The organism is Psychrobacter sp. T6-1 (assembly GCF_052258445.1).
Genome location: NZ_JBQQFC010000014.1, coordinates 1 through 22,430, shown reverse-complemented (window position 1 = coordinate 22,430; position 22,430 = coordinate 1). Strand labels below are relative to the sequence as shown.

The 22,430-nt window shown below is 44.8% G+C and carries 23 protein-coding genes; 5 read left to right on the top strand and 18 right to left on the bottom strand.

The annotated features are described in order from the left end of the window. Positions 1–206 precede the first annotated feature (206 nt). From lgt to ACTXGO_RS02140, 3 genes are read left to right on the top strand one after another with little or no spacing between them, the layout of a single operon-like run. Positions 207–1,088 carry a prolipoprotein diacylglyceryl transferase gene (gene lgt / locus ACTXGO_RS02150; RefSeq protein WP_435949800.1) on the top strand — a complete coding sequence of 294 codons (882 nt, stop codon included), beginning with the start codon at positions 207–209 and terminating at the stop codon, positions 1,086–1,088. Positions 1,089–1,117: 29 nt separating this feature from the next. Continuing rightward, positions 1,118–2,026: a thymidylate synthase gene (locus tag ACTXGO_RS02145; protein WP_435949801.1), complete on the top strand. Its 909-nt coding sequence runs from the start codon at positions 1,118–1,120 to the stop codon at positions 2,024–2,026. Between the two features lie 33 nt (positions 2,027–2,059). Next, positions 2,060–2,632 carry a dihydrofolate reductase gene (locus tag ACTXGO_RS02140; RefSeq protein WP_443573253.1) on the top strand — a complete coding sequence of 191 codons (573 nt, stop codon included), beginning with the start codon at positions 2,060–2,062 and terminating at the stop codon, positions 2,630–2,632. Between the two features lie 90 nt (positions 2,633–2,722). Here ACTXGO_RS02140 and uvrC read toward each other — a convergent pair whose 3' ends face one another. The 3 genes from uvrC to ACTXGO_RS02125 all read right to left on the bottom strand — a co-directional run bounded on the left by uvrC (position 2,723) and on the right by ACTXGO_RS02125 (position 6,726). Continuing rightward, positions 2,723–4,594 carry an excinuclease ABC subunit UvrC gene (gene uvrC / locus ACTXGO_RS02135; protein ID WP_443542741.1) on the bottom strand — a complete coding sequence of 624 codons (1,872 nt, stop codon included), beginning with the start codon at positions 4,592–4,594 and terminating at the stop codon, positions 2,723–2,725. A 141-nt stretch (positions 4,595–4,735) separates the two neighbouring features. Beyond that, entirely contained in the window at positions 4,736–6,259 is a 1,524-nt protein-coding gene (locus tag ACTXGO_RS02130; protein WP_443542816.1) for a DUF3360 family protein, read from the bottom strand. 140 nt (positions 6,260–6,399) lie between these two features. Then, positions 6,400–6,726: an HNH endonuclease gene (locus ACTXGO_RS02125; protein WP_317200055.1), complete on the bottom strand. Its 327-nt coding sequence runs from the start codon at positions 6,724–6,726 to the stop codon at positions 6,400–6,402. Between the two features lie 194 nt (positions 6,727–6,920). Here ACTXGO_RS02125 and ACTXGO_RS02120 point away from each other — a divergent pair, with 194 nt between their 5' ends. Next, positions 6,921–7,475 (top strand): DUF4442 domain-containing protein, encoded by a 555-nt coding sequence (locus ACTXGO_RS02120; protein ID WP_317200054.1) that lies wholly within the window; start codon positions 6,921–6,923, stop codon positions 7,473–7,475. A 245-nt stretch (positions 7,476–7,720) separates the two neighbouring features. Here the strand turns inward: ACTXGO_RS02120 and rplS are convergent, their stop codons facing one another. From rplS to rpsP, 4 genes are all read right to left on the bottom strand, one after another. Then, a complete protein-coding gene (gene rplS / locus ACTXGO_RS02115) occupies positions 7,721–8,152 on the bottom strand; it encodes a 50S ribosomal protein L19 (protein WP_317200053.1) in 432 nt (143 codons plus the stop codon). Between the two features lie 188 nt (positions 8,153–8,340). Then, entirely contained in the window at positions 8,341–9,108 is a 768-nt protein-coding gene (gene trmD / locus ACTXGO_RS02110) for a tRNA (guanosine(37)-N1)-methyltransferase TrmD (RefSeq protein WP_443542740.1), read from the bottom strand. Positions 9,109–9,128: 20 nt separating this feature from the next. Continuing rightward, positions 9,129–9,659 carry a ribosome maturation factor RimM gene (rimM, locus tag ACTXGO_RS02105; RefSeq protein WP_317200051.1) on the bottom strand — a complete coding sequence of 177 codons (531 nt, stop codon included), beginning with the start codon at positions 9,657–9,659 and terminating at the stop codon, positions 9,129–9,131. 144 nt (positions 9,660–9,803) lie between these two features. Further along, positions 9,804–10,070 (bottom strand): 30S ribosomal protein S16, encoded by a 267-nt coding sequence (gene rpsP / locus ACTXGO_RS02100; protein WP_317200050.1) that lies wholly within the window; start codon positions 10,068–10,070, stop codon positions 9,804–9,806. 255 nt (positions 10,071–10,325) lie between these two features. On the opposite strand from rpsP, the gene ACTXGO_RS02095 reads away from it, so the two are divergent. Next, positions 10,326–11,771 (top strand): ATP-binding protein, encoded by a 1,446-nt coding sequence (locus ACTXGO_RS02095; protein WP_443573252.1) that lies wholly within the window; start codon positions 10,326–10,328, stop codon positions 11,769–11,771. A gap of 42 nt (positions 11,772–11,813) precedes the next feature. Here ACTXGO_RS02095 and ACTXGO_RS02090 read toward each other — a convergent pair whose 3' ends face one another. From ACTXGO_RS02090 to atpB, 11 genes are all read right to left on the bottom strand, one after another. Further along, positions 11,814–11,993: a hypothetical protein gene (locus tag ACTXGO_RS02090; RefSeq protein ID WP_317200048.1), complete on the bottom strand. Its 180-nt coding sequence runs from the start codon at positions 11,991–11,993 to the stop codon at positions 11,814–11,816. 98 nt (positions 11,994–12,091) lie between these two features. Continuing rightward, positions 12,092–13,777 (bottom strand): ATP-binding protein, encoded by a 1,686-nt coding sequence (locus tag ACTXGO_RS02085; RefSeq protein WP_317200047.1) that lies wholly within the window; start codon positions 13,775–13,777, stop codon positions 12,092–12,094. A gap of 247 nt (positions 13,778–14,024) precedes the next feature. Further along, the gene (locus ACTXGO_RS02080; protein ID WP_317200046.1) at positions 14,025–14,741 is read right to left on the bottom strand and encodes a response regulator; all 717 of its coding nucleotides are present in this window, start codon (positions 14,739–14,741) and stop codon (positions 14,025–14,027) included. Between the two features lie 495 nt (positions 14,742–15,236). Beyond that, positions 15,237–15,653 (bottom strand): F0F1 ATP synthase subunit epsilon, encoded by a 417-nt coding sequence (locus tag ACTXGO_RS02075; protein WP_435949805.1) that lies wholly within the window; start codon positions 15,651–15,653, stop codon positions 15,237–15,239. Positions 15,654–15,731: 78 nt separating this feature from the next. Then, positions 15,732–17,165: a F0F1 ATP synthase subunit beta gene (atpD, locus tag ACTXGO_RS02070; protein ID WP_317200044.1), complete on the bottom strand. Its 1,434-nt coding sequence runs from the start codon at positions 17,163–17,165 to the stop codon at positions 15,732–15,734. A gap of 50 nt (positions 17,166–17,215) precedes the next feature. Then, positions 17,216–18,097, bottom strand: a complete 882-nt coding sequence (gene atpG / locus ACTXGO_RS02065; protein ID WP_317200043.1) for a F0F1 ATP synthase subunit gamma — start codon at positions 18,095–18,097, stop codon at positions 17,216–17,218. A 235-nt stretch (positions 18,098–18,332) separates the two neighbouring features. After that, positions 18,333–19,877, bottom strand: coding sequence for a F0F1 ATP synthase subunit alpha (gene atpA / locus ACTXGO_RS02060; protein ID WP_317200042.1), 1,545 nt, complete (start codon positions 19,875–19,877; stop codon positions 18,333–18,335). A gap of 92 nt (positions 19,878–19,969) precedes the next feature. Next, positions 19,970–20,593, bottom strand: a complete 624-nt coding sequence (locus ACTXGO_RS02055; protein WP_435949806.1) for a F0F1 ATP synthase subunit delta — start codon at positions 20,591–20,593, stop codon at positions 19,970–19,972. A gap of 13 nt (positions 20,594–20,606) precedes the next feature. Then, positions 20,607–21,077 (bottom strand): F0F1 ATP synthase subunit B, encoded by a 471-nt coding sequence (locus ACTXGO_RS02050; protein WP_317200040.1) that lies wholly within the window; start codon positions 21,075–21,077, stop codon positions 20,607–20,609. Between the two features lie 129 nt (positions 21,078–21,206). Continuing rightward, a complete protein-coding gene (gene atpE, locus ACTXGO_RS02045) occupies positions 21,207–21,464 on the bottom strand; it encodes a F0F1 ATP synthase subunit C (RefSeq protein WP_317200039.1) in 258 nt (85 codons plus the stop codon). A gap of 29 nt (positions 21,465–21,493) precedes the next feature. Beyond that, complete coding sequence (atpB, locus tag ACTXGO_RS02040) at positions 21,494–22,360, bottom strand: F0F1 ATP synthase subunit A (protein ID WP_443542730.1); 867 nt, start codon at positions 22,358–22,360, stop codon at positions 21,494–21,496. Positions 22,361–22,430: the final 70 nt, after the last annotated feature.

The following is a 22,430-nucleotide window of genomic DNA, read 5'->3' as shown; positions in this document are numbered from 1 at the left end:
TTTAGCCTTTCATCTTAGCGAGTTTTAAGCGCTTTATCTAGATAATAGCGTTACGAGTTACTGGATAATAGTCAAAGTTTCCATAACTTTGCGCGTTAGGCTGCTTTTTATGTCAAGTCAGTTTTTGCTTAGAGCAAGATGGTATGCCTAAAGAGCTATTTTTGCTATTATGAGCCACATTCTATTATCAATTGTATGATGCCCTTATGATGATTCATCCCCAGTACGACCCTGTTGCCTTAGCGCTTGGCCCTGTTGAAGTCCACTGGTACGGCTTTATGTATTTACTGGCCTTTGCTGCCGCTTACGGGCTGGCGTGGTATCGCAGCACCAAGCGCGAGGCTTGGTCTACAGATATGGTCTCAGATCTAGTGTTCTTTGGTGCACTTGGCGTCATCTTGGGCGGGCGTATTGGTTACGTGTTATTTTATCAGTTCGGCGAGCTACTACAAAACCCCGCCTACCTGCTCAAAGTCTGGGAAGGCGGTATGTCCTTTCATGGTGGCCTGATCGGTGTGGCACTTGGGATGTTGTACTTTGCCCGCAAATACAAAAAGACGCCGTTTCAAGTGCTCGATTTTATTGTCCCTTGCGTGCCGACAGGCTTGTTATTTGGGCGCATAGGGAACTATATTAATGGCGAGCTTTGGGGACGCGTCTCTGATGGCGGCTATAATTGGCTCACCTACTTTCCGCAAGCAGCGGCGTTCGATATGCAGCTGCTACAGAACAATCCAGCTCTACAAACGATAATGACTGAGGTTAATGGACAGTACCTATTGCCGCGTCATCCTTCGCAGCTCTATCAAGCGCTCACTGAAGGCCTGCTTCTTTTCTTATTATTATGGTGGTATTCGTCAAAACCGCGCCCACGTATGGCGGTAACTGGCGTGTTCATGCTCGGTTATGGCTTTAGCCGCTTTATCACTGAGTTCTTCCGTCAGCCTGACGCTGATCAAGGCTTTATCTTATTAGGCTGGGTGACCAAAGGGCAGATATTAAGTGCGCCGATGATTATTATCGGTATCGTTCTCATTATCTTGGCTTACAGACGCAGTGTTTATGATTGGGGCAAGCAAGCTTATTAATTCATTATTAAAGCGCTAGAGAGCATCTTATGATTAGTAACAACAAAAACGAGCAAGCCTATCTCGACTTACTGCAGTATGTATTGGACAACGGCACCGAAAAGGGCGACCGTACGGGGACAGGTACGCTTAGTCACTTTGGCGCGCAATTGCGTTTTGATTTGGCTGATGGCTTTCCGCTACTGACGACCAAAAAGGTGCACTTTAAGTCCATCGTCTATGAGTTATTATGGTTTTTGAGTGGTAGCACTCACGTTGAGTATCTGCAACAAAACGGTGTGCGTATCTGGAATGAATGGGCAACTGGCGAGCAGACCGCGCGCTTCAACCGTCCTGCGGGTGATCTAGGCCCAGTCTACGGTCATCAGTGGCGCAATTATGGCGCAAGTAAGAAGGATGACGCTGCTAAAATAGCGACGAATAAGCAGAGTCAGCACAATCATCAAAGCCAATACAATAATGACGGCGTCGATCAAATCAGCGAGGTCGTTGAGCAAATAAAGACCAATCCCAACTCACGCCGTTTAATCGTCTCAGGCTGGAATCCTGTAGAGGCCAACCAAGTGGCGCTGCCGCCTTGTCATACGCTATTTCAGTTCTTTGTCGCAGGCAACAAGCTCTCCTGCCAGCTTTATCAGCGCTCAGCCGATCTGTTCTTGGGCGTACCGTTTAATATCGCTAGTTATGCGCTACTGACCCATATGATCGCGCAAGTGTGCGGATTAGAGGTTGGCGAGTTTATCTGGACAGGCGGCGATTGTCACATTTACCAAAACCACCGCGAACAAGCAGAGCTACAATTAACGCGGACACTTTTGCCGTTGCCGACATTAACACTGAGTCGTGATGTTAATGATATTTTTGCTTTTAAATACGAAGACATTAGCGTTGAAGGTTACGAGTCGCATCCGGCTATCAAAGCCAAAGTTGCCGTATAAATATTTTCTACTTTTATGTCATAAGGATAAGTCATGAGTTATGCCCATACCGAAGTTGCCCAAATCGCTGCTATTAGCAGTAATCGCTGTATCGGAAAAGACAATGCGCTGCCGTGGCATATCTCAGCGGATCTTAAGCACTTTAAACAGATGACCACTAAACAAAGCGATGCCGATGATATTCAAGGCATCGTCATCATGGGCCGCAAAACTTTCGAGTCGATGGGCAGTAAACCTTTGCCAAAACGTGCTAACTTTATTATCAGCACGCAGATGGACTATGCTGAGCAAAAGGGTCTAAAAGATAACGAGAATACTTATGTCATGCACAATTTGGACGATGCATTGACGCAAGCGGCGAGCCTAGCGCATGGCGCGCATCTTGAGACCATTTGGATTATTGGCGGTGAGAAAGTGTTCAAAGACGCGATGATGTACACTGATCGTATTGAGCTGACCCATGTCGAGACCCAAATTGAGTGTGGTGATGCATTTTATCCAGAGCTGCCTGATGACTTTGTAGTAGCGCAAGAGTCTGAGCAGATGCACGATGATAAAAGCAAGCTGGACTATCGTTTTGTGACTTATAAGAGACAAGAAGACTGATCCGCTAACGTTCACATAAAATCAGTTCAACAATTAAATCAAAAATGCCAACAGCACAATCGCTGTTGGCATTTTTTATGATGAATCGGATTATTCGTGCAACACTTTATAAATCGTTTTTGCTAGTACCGGACCGATGCCTGCAACTCCTGCCAGCTCTTGCTGCGAGGCACCAAGTAGCTTTTGTATACCGCCAAAATGATTGAGCAGATCACGGCGACGTTTTTCACCCAGTCCCGGTATGACTTCTAGTACTGACGATGAGCGGCGCTTATCACGTTTTTTGCGGTGCGCGGTAATGGCAAATCGATGCGCCTCATCACGAATATGCATCAGTAAATGTAGTGCTTTACTGTCCATAGGCAAATCAAGCGGCTCATGATCGATAAAGTGCAAGACCTCAAGCCCCGCCTTTCGCCCCTCGCCTTTTGCCACACTAACCAGCAAGGTATCGCCAAGAATACCTAATTCCGTCAGCACCTCTTTTGCAATGCCTAGCTGACCTTTGCCGCCATCAATAAGAAGCAAATCTGGTAATGGCTGTTTTTTATAACGGCGCGTGAGTACTTGTTTCATCGCTGCATAATCATCACCGCCGATAATGTCGTGAATCGCATATTGACGATAGTCACGCCGGCGCGCACCGCCTTGATCAAACACTACGCAGCTACCGATCGTCGCCTCGCCCATAGTATGAGAGATATCAAAGCATTCGATACGGTCAATCGTGCGATCGGTGACATCAGCTAGGACGTCTTTTAGCGCGCCAAAGCGAGCATGCAATTCTAGATAATCACCAAGCTTAGTCTTGAGCGCATTATTGGTATTTAGTTTGGCCAAATCCAGCCACTCTGAGCGATGCTCACGTACATTGGTTTTGATAATCACTTTACTGCCAAAGTGCGTAGCTAGCGCTTCACTTACTGCTACTTGATCGGGCAATTCATGACTGAGAATAATCTCAGCTGGTAGATCATCAGTCACCTGAAAATAAAACGAGGTAATAAAGGCAGATAAGTTATCTGCTAGTGGCTCGCTACTATCGACATCAGGGAAGTAGTTTTTACCGCCAAGTACCCGTCCGCCGCGCACCGTGAGCACATTGACGCAGCTCATGCCCGCTTGACTCGATATCGCGATGACATCAGCTTCGCCTTGTACCGTATAGACCGCTTGCCGCGCTTGTACTTCGCGCAGCATAGAGAGCTGATCACGATAAAATACCGCCTTTTCAAAGTCTAATTCTTCTGCGGCATGCTCCATTTTATCGATCAGTGCACTATGAATATCGCTTGAATCACCCTTCAAAAACCGCACCGTGTTGTTGACGTCCTCAGCGTACTCTTCAGGGGATACCAGACCAACGCACGGCGCACGGCAGCGCTTGATCTGATACTCAAGACACGGGCGTTTGCGCTGCTTAAAAAAGGTATTAGTGCATTGGCGCATCTGAAACATCTTTTGCATCAGTACCAGCGTCTCTTTTGCGGCATGCGCTGACGGGAACGGCCCAAAGAAGCGTCCCTTTTGATGGTTGCCTTTACCGCGTCCGTAAGCCAATCTTGGATAAGGCTTATCCGCTGAGATAAACACATACAAATAGGACTTATCATCGCGTAATAGCACATTATAAGGCGGACGATACTCTTTGATGAGGTTTTGCTCAAGTAGCAGTGCCTCGGTCTCACTACGAGTAATGATAGTTTCGATATTATGGATACGAGCAACTAATGCGCGCGTTTTGGGATGGTCAATGGTTTTGGCAAAGTAGCTGTTCACCCGACTTTTAAGGGATTTAGCCTTACCAACATAGAGGATGTCGCCGTTTTTACCCAGCATCTTATAGACGCCTGGCAGATTTGGCAGACGCTTGATGAGATGCTTAAGACGCAGCTGCTTGTCTTCTTTGTTGCTGTCTTTTGATTTATTATCAGTGATATCCACGACTGAGACCTTGTCCATAAACAATCATACTCATAAAATACTAAGTTACGCTTATTGATGGGGCAATATCAGGCATTTTGCAAGAAACACTATCAGGATAATTATCAAGGGATTACCAGCATAAAAAGCCAGCACAGAGCTGACTTTTATCCCAAAAACTCACTGACGAAAGCTTGGCGCTAGCGCTGGGATACCTGGAAGCATACCGACCATAGCCATCACACCTGTTAGTATTATAAAAGTCACGACTGGTATTATCCAGCGACTCATTTTGGATAAATTTGCACTACGCTCTTTTGAGCCAATCAATCCTAAATTATCAAGCACTAGCGTGATCGACCAGCCAAAAGCTGGATTCACTAGTGCCGAGGCAAACACCACAATCGCAGCCGACTGGGTGGTTTTGCCTTCACGCGTCATCTCCATACCCGCCTCAAGAAGCGGGATAAACACCCCTACGATCAAGGCCACGCACATGACAGGCTCCCAAATGGCTAAGTCCATAGGATAGCCCCATACCCCTGCTATCAAGCAAAACAGTCCTGTCAATACTGCGCCTGCCGGAATAGGACGTTTAGCAATAGCAGCGGGAACGATATAAGTACCCCATGATGAGGCAAAATTAGCACCGCCCAATACCGAGCCTGCTACTTGACGTACTGATGCGCTGACCATCGTGTCATCGATATTCATCTGTACCCGTTCAGTACGCTCAGGGTAGCTGATCTTTTGAAACACTTGATGACCCAAAAAGTCAGGCGACCACATTGCGACTGCCAAAATAGCAAACGGCAATACTACAATAAAACTCTCAATAGTAGGTAGACCCAACATCCAGCCCGTGTTCTCGCCCCACCAGTACATCGGACTCATATTTGGTAAACCTGGCGGCGTTTTGAACGTAAACGGCGCGCCCATAGCAAAGGCGACACCGCCGCCAAGCAAACAGCTCAGTGGCACAGCGAGCCAGCGCTTTTGGTAATTCTCTAGTACCGCGTATAGCACAATCGTGAGCAAGATCACGGTAAAGGCAATATGCGCCATACCAATGCCCTCTGCCCAAGCAAATAGGTTTTTGACCTGCGAGGTAGTTCCAATAAAGCCCAAATATAGCAGCAGACCCCCGCACACGCCTTTACTGGTCAAGTTTGCCAGCAGACTTCCGCCTTTACTAATGGCTAATAATAACCCAAACGCACCAATCAGCAGACCAAAAGCCATCGGGTGACCACCTGCGGCAACCACAATAGGAATCAGTGGAATCAGCGGCCCATGAGTACCTGCCAAATTCGCCGTCGGTAAAAAAAAGCCTGAAAATAAGATAACAAAGAAGGAAACAATCAACAGCTCGTAACGGACGTTTTCGAGTACAAAAGCGTCACTTAAACCCAGTGGCCCTGCAAAAGTAGCTGCAATAGCCCCTACCATCACCACCTTGCCGATCATCGCCGCCATAGCTGGGATAGTATCCTCGTATTCAAAACGATAATCGCGAAAAGGTAAATTCACACCCCAACGCTTGGGCTGCATGATCTGTAGCTCACGTTCTAGATAAGCGTTACGGGTTTTAAAACTAGAACTAGGTTTGTGAAGATCAACGTAGCTTTTTGCAGAGTGCTCATGATCAGATGAAGGTGGTTGCTGCTTGGTTGGTTCAGTCGCGGGTATTTGCGTATTATTCATCATATCTCCTCACATTTTCTGAGATTTTGATAGAATGACGATATAAGCTATGACAAACATAATCGTCCAAAAAATAAGCGACTATTGTAGGACATTAGCATTTATAATACGAGCTTAGTGTGGATATTAACCAACATATATCAGCGTTTTACTCTTATTTTTAGACCTGAAGGACGTTTTTTTACCCATTTCACAAACTTTTGTACTTCGCTGTGGTCTTGTAGGCGCTCGATGGTATGATAATAATTAGCAAGCTCGTGATTGTCAAAGAGATGATGAATTTGACTGTGACAAGGACGACATAGCATAGCGATGTCGGTTTTCATCGTTTCACGATCAAAGTGGCGCTGCGTGCGCGATTTATTATGGCGTGATCTTGGTATTAGATGATGACGCGTTAAAACCAACTCATCACGACCACAGAGCTCACAGCGTATTATCGTATCAGTCTCATCGTTTTGCAGCATAGCAGTATACCTTTTGTTCTATATCCTATATGGTTAAGAGATGGGGTCAGCTTATTCATAAAATAGCTTTTATTCCCGATTGAAGCTAGTAGTGTCAAGCGCTTTTCATTATGATAGATTTCTTTTGATATCACTCAATAGCACCACCCTCAGTAGATAAGATAAAAAGCACTATAGGTTAAAAGGATAACATCATGCGACTGCTACCCAAACGATTTGAGACTCTAAAACGCAATACCAAAAAAAATATCGTACCATTACTTACGCCGCACCTGCTCAAATTACGTATCAATACCTACGCCCCTTATGTCGGTGCAGGTATCAAAATTGACTACGTGGATTTGGATCAAGGACTTTGCGTGGTTAGTATGGGCTTGACCGCTTTGAACAAGAACATTGTCGGCACGCAGTTTGGTGGTAGCCTCTACTCCATGGTAGATCCGTTTTATATGCTTATGCTGATGCATCAATTGGGTAGCAAGTATGTAGTCTGGGACAAAAGCTCACATATTGATTTTGTTGCGCCGGGCAACAGCAAAGTCACTGCTCGTATCAAAATACCGGCAGGCGAGATTGCAACTATCCGTAGTCTTACTGAAGATGGGGAGGCGGTATTTCGCGAATATACCGTAGATATCGTTGACGAGCAGCAAAAGACGGTTGCCACCGTGACCAAAAACCTCTATATCCGTCTGCGTAAGCACAGTAAGTCTAATGAGCAAAGCAGTCGCATGCCTATTCCTGATTAGGCTTTTAAGCATATTATGAATAATGTATAAAGGTAATAAGACACCCATACAAAAACCCCAATCTAACATCTGCTAGATTGGGGTTTTGTCTTTTTTGGTACGCCTACTTATTTATAATAAAACCTATGAATAAGGGCTTTACGCTGATCTAAAAACAATGGGTTCAAAGATCAACGTCGATATGAGCTTAGATACTTATACTCAGTATTTAAAAAGTGAAATACGTATACGTCGTATTCGACCCATTAAATACCAGGTGCAGTCTCAACCGCATCAGGAACACCAGCGTCAGTCTTTTTCTGAGCGCCTTGTTTTGCTGGACGTGCGCCAAGCTTCTCGCGGATACGTGCTGATTTACCAGAACGCTCACGTAAGTAGTAAAGTTTCGCACGGCGAACTGCACCGCGACGTTTGACTTCGATACTATCGATGATTGGTGAATGCAACTGGAATGCACGCTCAACACCAACGCCGCTTGAGATTTTGCGAACCGTAAATGCAGAGTTCAAGCCGCGGTTACGCTTAGCGATAACAACGCCTTCAAATGCCTGCAAACGCTCACGCTCACCTTCACGTACTTTTACTTGTACAACAACGGTATCGCCAGGACTAAAACTTGGACGTTCTACCAGCTGCGCATTTTCAACGCTTTGAACCAATGGATGCTTGTTGCTCATGAGAGTTATCTCCTCACATTAGATAATAGAGGCTTTACGCATACTACCTGTTTGTAATAATTGATCATATCTAATATCGGCAACTATCAAAATAGTGATAGTCATCAACAAGATACAACATAAAGGGGTTAAGATACGGCCATCAATAAACAGCACATTCTCAAATTTTTACTCTGATTACTTACTTACTATTTTGCTTTGTTTTCTTTAGCCAGCGCCTTAAGCCATTTTGCTTGCTCAGACGTTGGCGTAAAGGCTTGCCATAGATCTGGGCGACGCGCTTGGGTACGAGTAACCTGTTGTCCAAAGCGCCACTTGGCGATATTAGCATGATGCCCTGAGAGTAGTACTTCAGGAACCCTCATATCAGCGAACTCATGCGGCTTAGTATAGTGCGGGCAGTCCAGCAAGCCATCGACGAACGAGTCTTGTATGGCGGACTTATCATCGCCCATGATATCAGGCAGACGACGTATCACACTATCCATAACTACCATCGCTGGTAGCTCACCACCTGTGAGCACATAATCACCCAGTGACACCTCCATATCGACATACTGTGATAACAGACGCTCATCAATACCTTCGTAACGACCACATAACAGAATCATGCCGTCAAACTTAGCCATACTGACCACACTGTTCTCACTGAGCGTTTGTCCTTGCGGCGACATATAAATCACCGGACAATGCGCTTTATCGATACGGCAACCGTACTTGGCAGCACGCAACTTGGCATCCTCGATAGCTTGCGCTAAAGGCTCTGCCATCATCACCATACCAGGACCACCACCAAAGGGGCGCTCATCAATACGGCGATAATTGTCAGTGGTATAGTCACGCGGATTGATGCATTCTATAGTCACCTGATTCCCAGCGACTGCTCGGCCCGTAATTCCAAACTCACGAATCGCGGCGAACATCTCAGGAAAAATACTGATAACAGCAAAATACATTAGGCGTCACTAATCATGAGTTAGTAATCACTTGGCCAAGCCACAACAACGGTTTTGGCAGTCGTATCGACCTGTAATACCGTCTGTTTGTGCCAAGGTATCAAGCGCTCTTCACTATCTAAGCTAGCCGATGTTGCTGCAACACGCATGATGTCATGAGCACCAGTTTCGAACATCTCAGCGATATCACCCAGATATTCGTTCTGCTCGTTAGTTACCCTTAAACCAACTAGATCTGACCAGTAATGCTCGTCATCACTCGTCTCAGGCAACACATTTTGCTCAACCCAAAGGGTAACACCATTCATCGTTTCAGCAACATTGCGATCAGGGACTTGCTCAAACTGAGCCACAAGCCCCGATCCCTGTTCGCGCCAAGCTTTTACGGTCAAAGGCTTCATGCCAGCGGCAGTTTTCATCCACCACGGCTGCATATCAAATATCGCCGTACGTTCATCCGTATCACTAAATACCCAAAGCCAGCCTTTAATGCCATAAGGCTTTTTGAGCTGGCCGATTTTCATGAGCGTATCAGCAGTAGGCGTAGACATAACGGTTGACCTGACAGTAGCTATAACCAATAAACAAAACAATAATAAACAACTAATCGCGCTTACTGGTCATGCCAGCTGCGCTACTTAATTTATCCCAAAGGTAAAATTAAGCCATTACTAAATCAAAACAATAGCTAAAACTTAAGCTGTTGCTTCGGTATTAGCAGACTTGTTGTAAGCTTTTGCTAAAGAAGCCACGCGATCTGAAGGTTGTGCACCTTTTTCGATCCAAGCATTGTACGCTTCCATGTTCAAACGTACCGCTTCTTCTGACTCTTTAGCGAGCGGGTTAAAAAAGCCGATGTTTTCAATGTAGCGGCCATCACGCGCGCGGCGTTGATCAGCAACGACTACTTGATAAAATGGGCGTTTCTTGGCACCGCCCCGTGCTAAACGAATAACAACCATGTGAATTCTCTCTTTCGCAGGTATACCAAAAAGGGCACAATTATATCATAGACTTCGTATGTTGAAAACATAAACTATTTTTATTTAATAACAGTAGTTTATGCCGCTTTGTCTGTGCCCTGTTATATATGATTTATCATCGTAACCTTTGACTTTGCAAACTCTTTTTAGGGGCAATGGCAGAGGGTTCTCGTAGCGTCACTTGCGCTATTGCACTATACTTTATAATCCTTATCAAAAATGCCGAAAATGGTTATGACTACACCTCTTATGCCGCGCCGCAAAAGCTGGCTTGAACGCTCTTATTCAAACAGTTGGCTGACTACCCTAGTCGTTGCCTTTATTGTGCTCATTAGTGTTGGCCTGACGATTTTGTTTTTTTGGCGTAGTCTATATTTGCCAGAGCTCAAAAACCACGCCCGCTATTTGACCAGTGAGCTGCGTCTTATGAATGGTGCGCGTGAGGACTGGCGAGATGACCCTAGGGTGCGTCAATGGATCTATCAGCACTCACACGTTGTAGTGGTTGACAGCCCCAATGATTTTCCAGAGGTTGAGGACAAAATATTTGTAGGCTTATTTACCGATGTTCTATCAAGTGAGATTGGTGCTCAATTGGGTCGACCTGTAGAGGTGTACTTTAAATTCAAACCAACACCGCAGCTTTGGGTGCAAGACAGCGGCGACAAGAGCTTTTGGATTCGTGAGCCAGTCGTTTACTATTCGCAATATAGTCCTGCACTTTTGATCCTATTCTTGATTGGTCTGCCGATACTGACTTTGCTGACTATTATTTTACTAGTGCAGCAGCTCAACCGGCCACTGCGCTATTTGCAACGTGCCGCGACTAACTACATTCGTCTAGGTCACGCTACTACTTTGCCAACAACTACTGGCCCAACTGAAATCAGGCAGGTCAACACAGCGTTTAATCGTCTGTTTACTACTCTAAGTCAGGCGCAAAAAGAGCGTACGATTATGCTAGCTGGCATCTCTCATGACTTGCGCACGCCGCTGACCCGTATGCGCCTGACCGCTGAGATGCTACCTGATGACTTTTTTCGGGAAGGTCTTATCTATGATGTCGAGGATATGGACGCTATCTTAGAGCAGTTCATCTCTTATATGAAAGATGGTTCTGATGAACCTGTGCGTTTGACGAATCTGGATACGATATTTAATGAAGTGATGGTTCAATTCGCCCCTATGCGCTTTATCTATGAATCACAATGTCATAAGCAGGTGCCGGTCAGACCTCTTTCTATCAAGCGCTTAGTTATCAATCTGGTCAACAACGCCAAACGTTATGGCAAGCCGCCTATATATCTCTCAGCGACAGTCGTGCCGACCTTTATAGAGACGGCTGTAGTAGAGGATGCGGATGTTGTCAGTGAGAGCGAAATCAATACAGAGGCCCAAGAGCAGCTGGTAATATGCGTACGAGACTGCGGCGACGGCGTGGCCGAGGATCAATTAGAGCGCATTATGCAGCCGTTTGAGCGCGGTGAAACGGCGCGTACCACTCAAGGTAGTGGACTGGGTTTGGCGATTGTCAATCGAATCGCCCGCTTACATCATGGTACGGTTGAAGCCATCAATCATCCTGAGGGCGGCTTGCAGGTCTGTATACGTATACCTCTCATCTCAAAAGTTACTGGGGATGAGCGCGCGTCAACTGAGACAGCAGAGGACACAAAGTAAATAGCTCTAAAAGTAAACAGCTCTACTAGCAGTAGATTCTCTCTACTCTTTGCTGCCGATAGGCGGTGGAATGTATTTTGCGCTATTGGTAAAGGCTAAGGGCTGCGTAATCTGCGCCTGAGCCTCTTGCAAACTTTGGGTCGTTGTAGGCTGCTTGATAAATAAAAAGTAGCCGAGCGTGAGCGCATTTAATAATACCAAGCCACCAAATAGATAAGGCATAGTTAATCTCCTTTTTATCCAAGCCTTCAGGTTCAAGCGTCGATTTTCAAGCCTTGTTGTTCAAGCCTTAATGTTTCAGATGAATCTTTGCGTTTTATTTAGCTCTCAAAAGTACGGTCGCTTTTTTCTTGCGTGATTTGATCGGCGGCGATCGTCTGAGTGAGTGGCTTGATTGGCCAAGTCATCACAAAGCGGGCGCCGCCAAGCTCTGGGCTTTCATCCACACTCATACTACCACTAAACCAAAAAGCGATGCGCGATACGATAGATAGACCCAAACCATAGCCTCCTGAGGCGCGCGTACGGCTATCATCTAGGCGTGCAAAAGGAATAAACACCTTTTCGCGATCGGCCTCTGGAATGCCTTGTCCATCGTCCTCGACGCTGACAAAAGCATCGCCTTTTTTGACACCTGCACTGATGGTAATCGTTGTCTCCGCATAACGCAGGGCATTACCTGCTAAGTTTTGAATCACGCGGTGTAAATAGCGGCGATCAGCAATAGCTGTGATTTTACTGCTCGGCGGATTCCCGACGACTTTGATGTCTTTGCCCAGCGCATTGGTCTCTCGTACGATCTGCTCTACGAGCTCTTTGAGATTAACAGGTTCAAGATCTAGTTTGGGTGAGCCTTCCTCTAATTTTGCATAAGTCAAAATCTCATCAATCAAGCCGTTTAGAGACTCAATATCTTCATCGATATAATCACGCTGCATAAACCGCGAATCCTCATCCTCGGTATCAGCTAGCATATCGACTGCAAAACGAATACGTGCAACAGGCGTGCGCAGCTCATGAGAGACGGCGCGAGTCAGCTCCCGCTGTGATTCAATAAGACGCTTGATATGTTCAGTCATCGCGTTAAATGTCGCTGATAGCCGTGCAATCTCATCTTGACCGATCACTTGCACTTGAATATCCAGGTTGCCCTGACTAACCTCGTTGACCCCGACTTGGATCAGTTGCAGTTTGCGCTCAAGTGGGAAAATTAGAGCATAGACCCCAAGGCTTATCAAAAACATACTGATCAAAACCATACTGACGATTAGATTGAGCGGGAACCAATTAAATAGCGGTACTGGCCCTATCAAAATCGCCATATCATTAATTTCAGAGGGTACAACAATCTTGATTGAAGAGTTACTTTGGCTATTATTGGTATCTTGCAATAAAATAACGACTTCATCACGGCTAAGGCGTGCCATCTGATCGCTATCTAAATCAAGCGCATTGACACCTTGAAAACTCAAAGGAAAAGGAAACTTTTCTTCCAAAACGTTTAGGCGCGCACGCTTCTCAGAAAGAGTCGTGTAATAAGACAAATCATCTAACAAAAACACTGCTATCGCACGCACTTGCTGCTCAGTAACTTGCGATACCCTCGCGGTCAAAACACCGCTACCATCTGGTAGCTTGTGATAGATATCTGCATAAGTCGGTTGATTGTTATAACGCACGATAGTCTGAATATCATCGAGGCGGCGCAGCTCATTTGAATTAAAATCAATAGTATCAATAGGTACTATTTTAAAAGTAGTGCCAAATAAACTACTGGCGTCAGAGAGCCAATAGTCTCGTTGTATCTCATCCTTTTGATGATCTATGCCTTCGCTAATAAGATAAAAAGCGCCTGTTGCCATATCTTCGCGATAAGACTGTACGCGCTCTTTATTGATCGTATCCATGAGCAGCTGCGCAAATAACGCCACGCACAAACAGACTATCAAAAGACCGGCGTAAATACGTACAAAAATACTATGCTTTAAAGAAGAAACTAATGACATACGTGCGATGACCACTCATTATAAATCGAGATAAATACTAAGGCGCTAATAACTGGTAAACACCAATACAACTACTGACAATCAAACTTAGATAACGGAGCAAAACGATAAATGCTGATCTACTACCCACAATCATCGCTAATTAAACCATATAATCAGATAAATAAGTTTAAAAATTAAAACCTGTGCCATAAAAAAACCAGCTTGACGCTGGTTTTTTGTTGAAAGCTACTATAAGTTTAACCAACTAGTTGCCTTCTTTTACGAATAGATAGCCTTTGCTTCGAACGGTTTTGATACGTTTTGGGTTTTCAGGATCATCGCCGATTTTTGGACGAATACGCGAGATGCGAACATCGATAGATCTATCTTGACCATCATACTCAATACCGCGCAGACGCTCAAAGATATCCTCGCGAGACAAGATACGACCTGCATTAGAAGCCAATAACCATAACAAATCATATTCAGCACTAGTAAAGTCAACCAACTCATCGCTTAGGGTAACCGAACGTCCGCCATTGTCTATAACCAATTCACCAAACTCAAGGCGCTGCGGCACATCCTCAGATGGCGCATTCTCTGAGCGGCGCAGTAGCGCACGAATACGCGCAAGCAATACACGAGGCTGAGCAGGTTTGGCAACGTAATCATCGGCGCCCATCTCAAGACCCAATACTTGATCCATATCCTCAGTACGAGCGGTTAGCATCAAGATAGGATTTTGATAATGCGGACGTACTTCACGGCATACCGTCAAGCCATCACTACCTGGTAGCATCACATCGAGTACTACTAGATCTGGTTGTTCATTGACGATACGGCGAATAGCGCGATTCCCGTCTGTTTCTATAGCGACTTCCAAGCCATTTTTGACCAAATAGTCTTGGGTCAGCATGGCCAGACGCTCATCATCCTCAACGATCAAAATTCGCGGGGTGTTGTCTTCTTCATTCGTGGTCATTTTGGTGTCCTCTAATACATCTAAATTAAAAATGGTAAATGATCAAAATTAAATGCCAATAAAGCGGCTTGACTTATCTTAGTTTAAGTATTGCAAGTGTGGTAGCACAGTATACTACCAAACCCTAAGCTTCCTATACTATAGCTTATAGACGTTAACAAAACCTATAAATAATACCTATTAAAATTTTAGTTAACGTCCAAGATTAATTTATTTATAACCTAGCGCGAGCCTTGTTGTCTTATTCATCATTTTATAATCTAACTATTAGTAATGCGCAGATACAAACCTTGATACCTACAACAAGATAATAAATTGTGAAGACTTTAAGACACTTCATATAATGGCAGATTCATTATGATTTTAACTATTTTTGTACTAATAGTTGTCATTAAAAATTCAGTACAAACCATATCTTTTATTTTATAACAAGGCTGTATAAATTTTAGACAAAAAAAACAGCCCATAGTGGACTGTTTTTTATTAATAAGAATACTAGACGCGATTCTTAAATTTACGAATCGTTTGTAGCTGTGCTACTGATTCTGCTAATGATGCCAAAGCTGCATTGGTTTGCACCGTATCAGATTGATTCACTAGCATTTGCTCTGCCTTTTTGCGAGCTTCAACGATTTTGCTCTCATCAAGGTTATTTGCACGCATAGCCGTATCAGCTAGTACAGTAACCATTTTTGGCTGAATCTCAAGTACGCCGCCTGAGACGTAGATAACTTCTTCTTCGCCATTTGCTGCTTGTACGCGCATCGGACCTGGCTTTAATAAAGTAATCAGTGGCGTATGACCTGGCAATACACCAATCTCGCCTTCAATACCCGTTGCGATTAGCATACTGATATCGCCTGAGTATAACTCTTCACGAGCGCTTACGACGCGGCATTGTAATGTTGCCATACCTAATTCCTTATTATAAAAGTAGCTACTTGATAAGTGAGTAGTCAATCTCCCTACTCACTCATAGTCTAAAGTAGATTATGCAGCAGAAGACTTCATTTTTTCAGCTTTTGCCACTACTTCATCGATACCACCAGCCATATAGAAGGCTTGCTCTGGAAGATCATCATACTCACCTGCGATAATAGCCTTAAAGCTCGCAATAGTATCGCGTAATGAAACATACTTACCAGGTGCACCAGTAAAGACTTCAGCTACGTGGAAGGGCTGTGATAAGAAGCGCTGAATCTTACGAGCGCGGTAAACCACTAGCTTATCTTCTTCTGATAGCTCATCCATACCTAAGATAGCGATGATGTCTTTGAGCTCTTTATAGCGCTGCAAGACTTCCTGCACGCCACGAGCGACATTATAATGCTCTTCACCAATGACTTGTGGATCAAGCTGACGCGAGGTTGAATCTAGTGGATCAACAGCAGGATAGATACCTTGTGAGGCAATATCACGGCTTAGTACGACGGTTGCATCTAAGTGAGCAAATGTCGTTGCAGGTGAAGGATCCGTCAAGTCATCCGCTGGAACATAAACGGCTTGAACAGATGTAATCGAACCTGATTGCGTTGAGGTAATACGTTCTTGAAGTAGACCCATCTCTTCAGCAAGTGTTGGCTGATAACCAACCGCTGATGGCATACGGCCTAGTAGTGCAGAGACTTCTGTACCCGCTAGCGTATAGCGGTAGATATTATCAACGAACAATAAGACGTCACGACCTTTGCCAGTAGCAGGATCTTTGGTATCACGGAAGTACTCAGCCATAGTCAGGCCTGACAGTGCAACACGTAGACGGTTACCCGGTGGCTCATTCATCTGACCGTATACCATCGCAACTTTAGATTTGCTAAAGTCCTCAACGTTGACAACGCCCGCTTCTTGCATCTCGTGATAAAAGTCATTACCTTCACGAGTACGCTCACCAACACCAGCAAATACTGATAGACCTTCATGCTTTAGAGCGATGTTGTTAATCAGCTCCATCATGTTGACCGTTTTACCAACGCCAGCACCACCAAACAGACCAACTTTACCCCCTTTAGCAAACGGGCAAAGTAAATCAATAACCTTGATACCCGTCTCTAGCAATTCAGTACTGTTTGACTGATCCGCATAGCTTGGCGCTTCACGGTGAATAGACCAGCGCTCATCGGCTGCAACTGGGCCTTCTTCATCGATAGGACGACCAAGAACATCCATAATACGGCCCAAAGTACCAATACCTACAGGTACAGCAATCGGACCACCAGTGTTTGTCACTGGCAAGTTACGCTTAAGGCCTTCGGTTGAACCCATTGCGATGGTACGTACGATACCATCACCCAGCTGCTGCTGGACTTCTAAAGTGGTTTCAGTACCGTCTACTTGCAAAGCATCGTAGATTGAGGGTACTTCGTCACGGTTGAACTCAACGTCGAGAACCGCGCCAATAATCTGTACAATACGACCGCTACTCATTGCGTTCTCCTTGAACTTCTGTATATAGTAGGTTTTATAAAGGGTTTCACTTATGAAACAGCGGCAGCACCGCCAACGATTTCCGAGATCTCTCGGGTAATCGCCGCTTGACGCAGCTTGTTATAAACCAACTGTAAATCGTTAATTAAGTCGCCAGCATTATCTGTCGCCGCTTTCATCGCAACCATACGTGAGGACTGCTCGGAGGCCACGTTTTCCATAACTGCTTGATAAACAATTGACTCAATGTAGCGACCAAGCAGATCATCAATCAAAGTTTTGATGTCAGGCTCGTAAATATAATCCCAGCTTAGCTCTGTTTGTATACCGCTCTCTTCATCCCCAAACGAGCCCTCTGGTAGAGGTACCAGTTGATTGATCGTCGGCTTTTGCGTCATCGCATTGACAAACTTATTATAAACCACATAAATGCGATCTATTTTGCCATTGCTATAATCATCAAGCATCGCTTGTACTGGAGAGTTGATCTGCTCAAAAGTAGGCTTGTCACCGTAATCAGTCACCGCTGAAGTTACTTTACCGCCAAAGTTTTTGAAGAAACTGACGCCTTTTGCGCCAATGACTGCAAACTCGGCCTGTACAGACTGATTTTGATACTCTTGAATACTTTTAGATAACGCTTTGAACAAGTTAATGTTCAAACCACCAGCAAGACCACGATCAGAGGTAATGACGATGTATCCCACTTTTTCAACGGGACGCGATACCATATAAGGGTGTTTGTAATCTGATGAGGCATGTACTAAATGTGAGATAACCCGGCGCATACTGTCAGCATACGGGCGACCTACGTCCATGCGCTCTTGAGCACGGCGCATCTTACTTGCAGCGACCATTTGCATGGCGCGAGTAATCTTCTGGGTGCTTTTAATACTGGTGACTTTGGCACGTATTTCTTTTAAGCTTGCCATAATGATTCCAATATAAATGGGTTAAAAGCATTAGCAAATATAACGATATATCGTCAATGCTATGTTTATAATTAAGTTACCTATAAACAGTATCTTAGCATTTTGTAGCACTATATAGTCATATGAAGTTGGCTGCATCGCTTGATACAACCAACCAAATCAGCCTAACCCGTTAACTTAGTTTTATGAACTTAGTTTTATTAACTGAGTATTTATTAACTTAGTCGCTAATTAATTAGTAACTGTGGTTTTGTTTAAAAGTCTCAACTGCAACCTTCAAGCGAGAAGCAATATCATCATTATAGTTTGCAGTGTCATCAATTTCGTTCATCAAGTCACTTTTCTCATCATGCAAATAACGCAAGTAAGCTTCTTCAAATGCACCGATCTTCTCTACAGGCACATCCGATAAGTATCCTTCGTTAGAAGCATAGATAACGGCCGCTTGCTCAGAGATAGACATCGGCTGATACTGCTTTTGCTTCATAAGTTCTGTAACGCGTTCACCATGATCAAGCTGCTCGCGTGTGGCGTCATCGAGATCAGAGGCAAACTGAGCAAAGGCTGCAAGTTCACGATACTGAGCAAGAGCGGTACGGATACCACCAGAGAGTTTCTTAATAATCTTAGTCTGGGCGGCGCCACCAACACGTGATACCGAGATACCAGCGTTCACTGCAGGACGGATACCTGAGTTAAATAGGCTTGACTCTAAGAAGATCTGACCATCAGTAATTGAAATCACGTTAGTCGGTACAAATGCTGAGACGTCACCGGCTTGGGTTTCAATAATAGGTAGAGCAGTCAAAGACCCAGTTTTGCCAACGACTTCACCATTGGTGAACTTCTCTACATAATCCGCGTTGACGCGTGATGCACGCTCAAGCAGGCGTGAATGTAAATAGAAGACATCACCTGGATAGGCTTCGCGGCCTGGTGGACGACGTAATAGTAGTGAAATTTGACGATAAGCGACTGCCTGCTTTGATAAATCATCAAATACAATCAGTGCATCTTCACCGCGGTCACGGAAGTACTCACCCATCGTACAACCTGAGTACGGCGCAATGTACTGTAGCGCTGCAGGCTCTGAAGCTGATGCAACAACAACCGTGGTATATTCTAGCGCGCCTGTTTGCTCGAGCTTACGTACAACGTTCGCAATCGTAGAGCGTTTTTGACCGATAGCGACATAGACACACTTAATACCAGAGGATTTCTGAGCGATGATCGCATCGATAGCCATCGCGGTTTTACCCGTCTGACGGTCACCAATGATAAGCTCACGCTGACCGCGACCGATTGGAATCATGGTGTCAACAGCTTTATAACCGGTCATTACTGGCTGATCTACGGATTGACGGTCGATAACGCCTGGGGCGATTTTTTCGACTTTATCCGTCATCTTGGCATTGATAGGACCTTTGCCATCAATAGGATTACCCAAGGCATCAACAACACGGCCGAGCAACTCAGGACCTACTGGTACTTCTAAAATACGACCAGTACAATAGGCTTTTTGACCTTCTTGTAGTTTTAGGAAGTCACCAAGTACGACCGCGCCAACAGAATCACGCTCTAAGTTAAGCGCCATTCCGTAGATTTCGCCTTCAAACTCAATCATTTCGCCGTACATGGCATCTTCAAGACCATGAATCTGCACAATACCGTCAGATACTTTGACAATTGTGCCTTCATTTTTTGCAGTTGCACCTGCATCAAGGTCTTGAATACGCTGCTTAATCAGATTACTGATTTCCGCTGGATTCAATTGTTGCATTGCCTTGTTTCCTTTAATTTATGATAACTCGCCTATTGACTCAAATACGTCCCTTGAGGCCCAAACTCAATCGGTTGGTACCTACAAACATACTAAGCCATTAGCTGTGTTTTTAACTGTTGTAACTTACCGCGCATAGAATCGTCGATAATCTTGTCACCGACTTTGATTGTAGCGCCTGCCAAGAGACTAGGGTCGACCGTTTCGTGAATCACTACGCTTGCATTTAGTGATGCTGCAAGGCGCGATTGGAACATTTCACGCTGCGCGTCAGTCAGTGGGTAGGCAGAAGTCACATAGGCGTCAAGTTGCTTTAAGCTGAGTGCTTTATGGCGACGATAGTGCTCATAAACTTCAGGAAGCAGTGCCAGACGCTCTTGCTGCGCTAACTGATTTATAAAGTTGCTAAGCGCGAGAGATACTTTAGGGTAGCTTGTGCTGCTATCGTAACGTGTGCCTTTACTCTCACCTAGTAATTGCTTTAGGGCAGAGTCGCTTGCGCCAGCTACTTGTGTATCGTAAAGATCGATTAAAGCGGCTGACTTGTGCTCAGCCGTAACAGCTGGGTTCTCTAGCAAGGCGTGAAACGATTTGTCATGGACAATGGTGCTAGCAACAAACAGGAAGTCTTCCCACTCGTTGACCGCACCGTTATCATTGGCATAGTCAAACGCCGCTTTTGCGTAGGGTCGTGCTAAGGTTGATAAGTCAGCCATTATATCCTCACAGTTACAGCTTCGCCGCCAGTTGTTCTAACATGCTGGCATGTTTTTGTGCATCGACTCTATCTTGCAGAATCTTTTCGGCACCAAGTACAGAAAGTTCAGCCACTTGAGCACGTAGTGATTCACGCGCCTGATTGATCTCTTGGTCGATGGCCGCTTGTGCTTGCTGACGGATGCGCTCACCTTCCACTTGGGCTTGTGTTTTTGCATCTTCAACGAGCTGGTTGGCGCTTTTGTTCGCTTGCTCTATCAAGGCAGCTGCTTTAGTCTTTGCAAGATTAAGCTCTTGCTCGACGTCTTGCTCTGCGGAAGCCAAATCTGCTTTTGCTTTTTCTGCGGCATTTAAGCCATCAGCAATTTTGCGCTGTCGCTCGTTGATAGCACCGATAAGCGGTGGCCATACGAACTTCATGCAGAAAATTACAAAAATTGCAAAAGAGATAGCCTGACCGACGATAGTAAAATTGATATTCACGTGATCACCTCTTTGTTAATGAAAAATCAGTTTCATTGATCATGTTTGGCTCTTATAAGTCTACTAGTTTTGACGATCTACTGAGCTTACCAATATCAAAAGCCAAACATTTACAACTGAGCTTTCTGATTAACCTGCTAGAGGGCTTGCAAATAACAATAGCATAGCAATACCAACACCGATCATTGGAATCGCATCAAGTAGACCTGCGACGATGAACATACGAGTTTGCAATTGTGAACCAAGCTCTGGCTGACGGGCAACGCCTTCTAGGAACTTACCACCTAAAATTGCAAAGCCAATACCTGTACCTAGTGCACCTAGACCGATAAGAAGTGCTACTGCGATAACCGTGTAGCCGTTTAATACTGCTAATACTGGATCCATTGATGTATCCTCTTTTACCTATAGAAAAATTAATGTTCAGTTGATGATGCAAGTGACATATAAACGATTGTCAACATCATAAATACGAACGCTTGAAGGGTAATGATTAAGATGTGGAAGATAGCCCACGGTACTGACAGCGCCCACTGAATCCAAAACGGCATCAGCGCAATCAGAATAAAGATCAACTCACCAGCATACATGTTACCAAAGAGTCGCAAACCTAGTGACACAGGCTTTGCAATCAAAGTAACAAACTCGAGGATAAAGTTGATTGGGATTAAAATAATTTGTACGATTGGGTTTTTGGCACTAAAGGGATGTAGCGTCAATTCACCAATAAATCCGCCAACGCCTTTGGCTTTAATACTGTAGTAAATAATCAAAGCAAAGACTGCAAATGACATACCTAGCGTAATATTAGGATCAGTTGTTGGTACGATTTTGAAGAAGACATGATGTGAGTCATAGCCCATCGCCGCACCAACTTGCCCTGCTAGAGACGGGATAAAGTCAATGGGCACTAAGTCCATCAAGTTCATCAAAAAGATCCAGACAAAGATAGTCAAAGCCAGTGGCGCAATCAGTTTTGAGGTACCGCTGTAAGAGTCACGAACGTTGTTGTCCACAAACTCAACGATCAGCTCAACCGCTGCTTGAGTTTTGCTAGGAACACCTGAGGTGACTTTTTTAGCCACCATCCAAAACATGACACAGAACAAAATACCTAGACCGATTGACCATAGCATAGAGTCAAGATGAATGGCATTAAAGCCCATCTGCCCAGCTTCTTCTGCGCTGTAAGCAACTTTCCAGCCCTCCCCAGGCAGATAGCCATACGTCCAATGCGTTAAATGGTGAGAGATATATTCTGATGATGTTTGTTCGGATGCCATAATGTAAGCTTCTTATTAATCAACGATTTAATCAACTACCAAAAATATAGTTGTCATCTGTTAAGTGGTT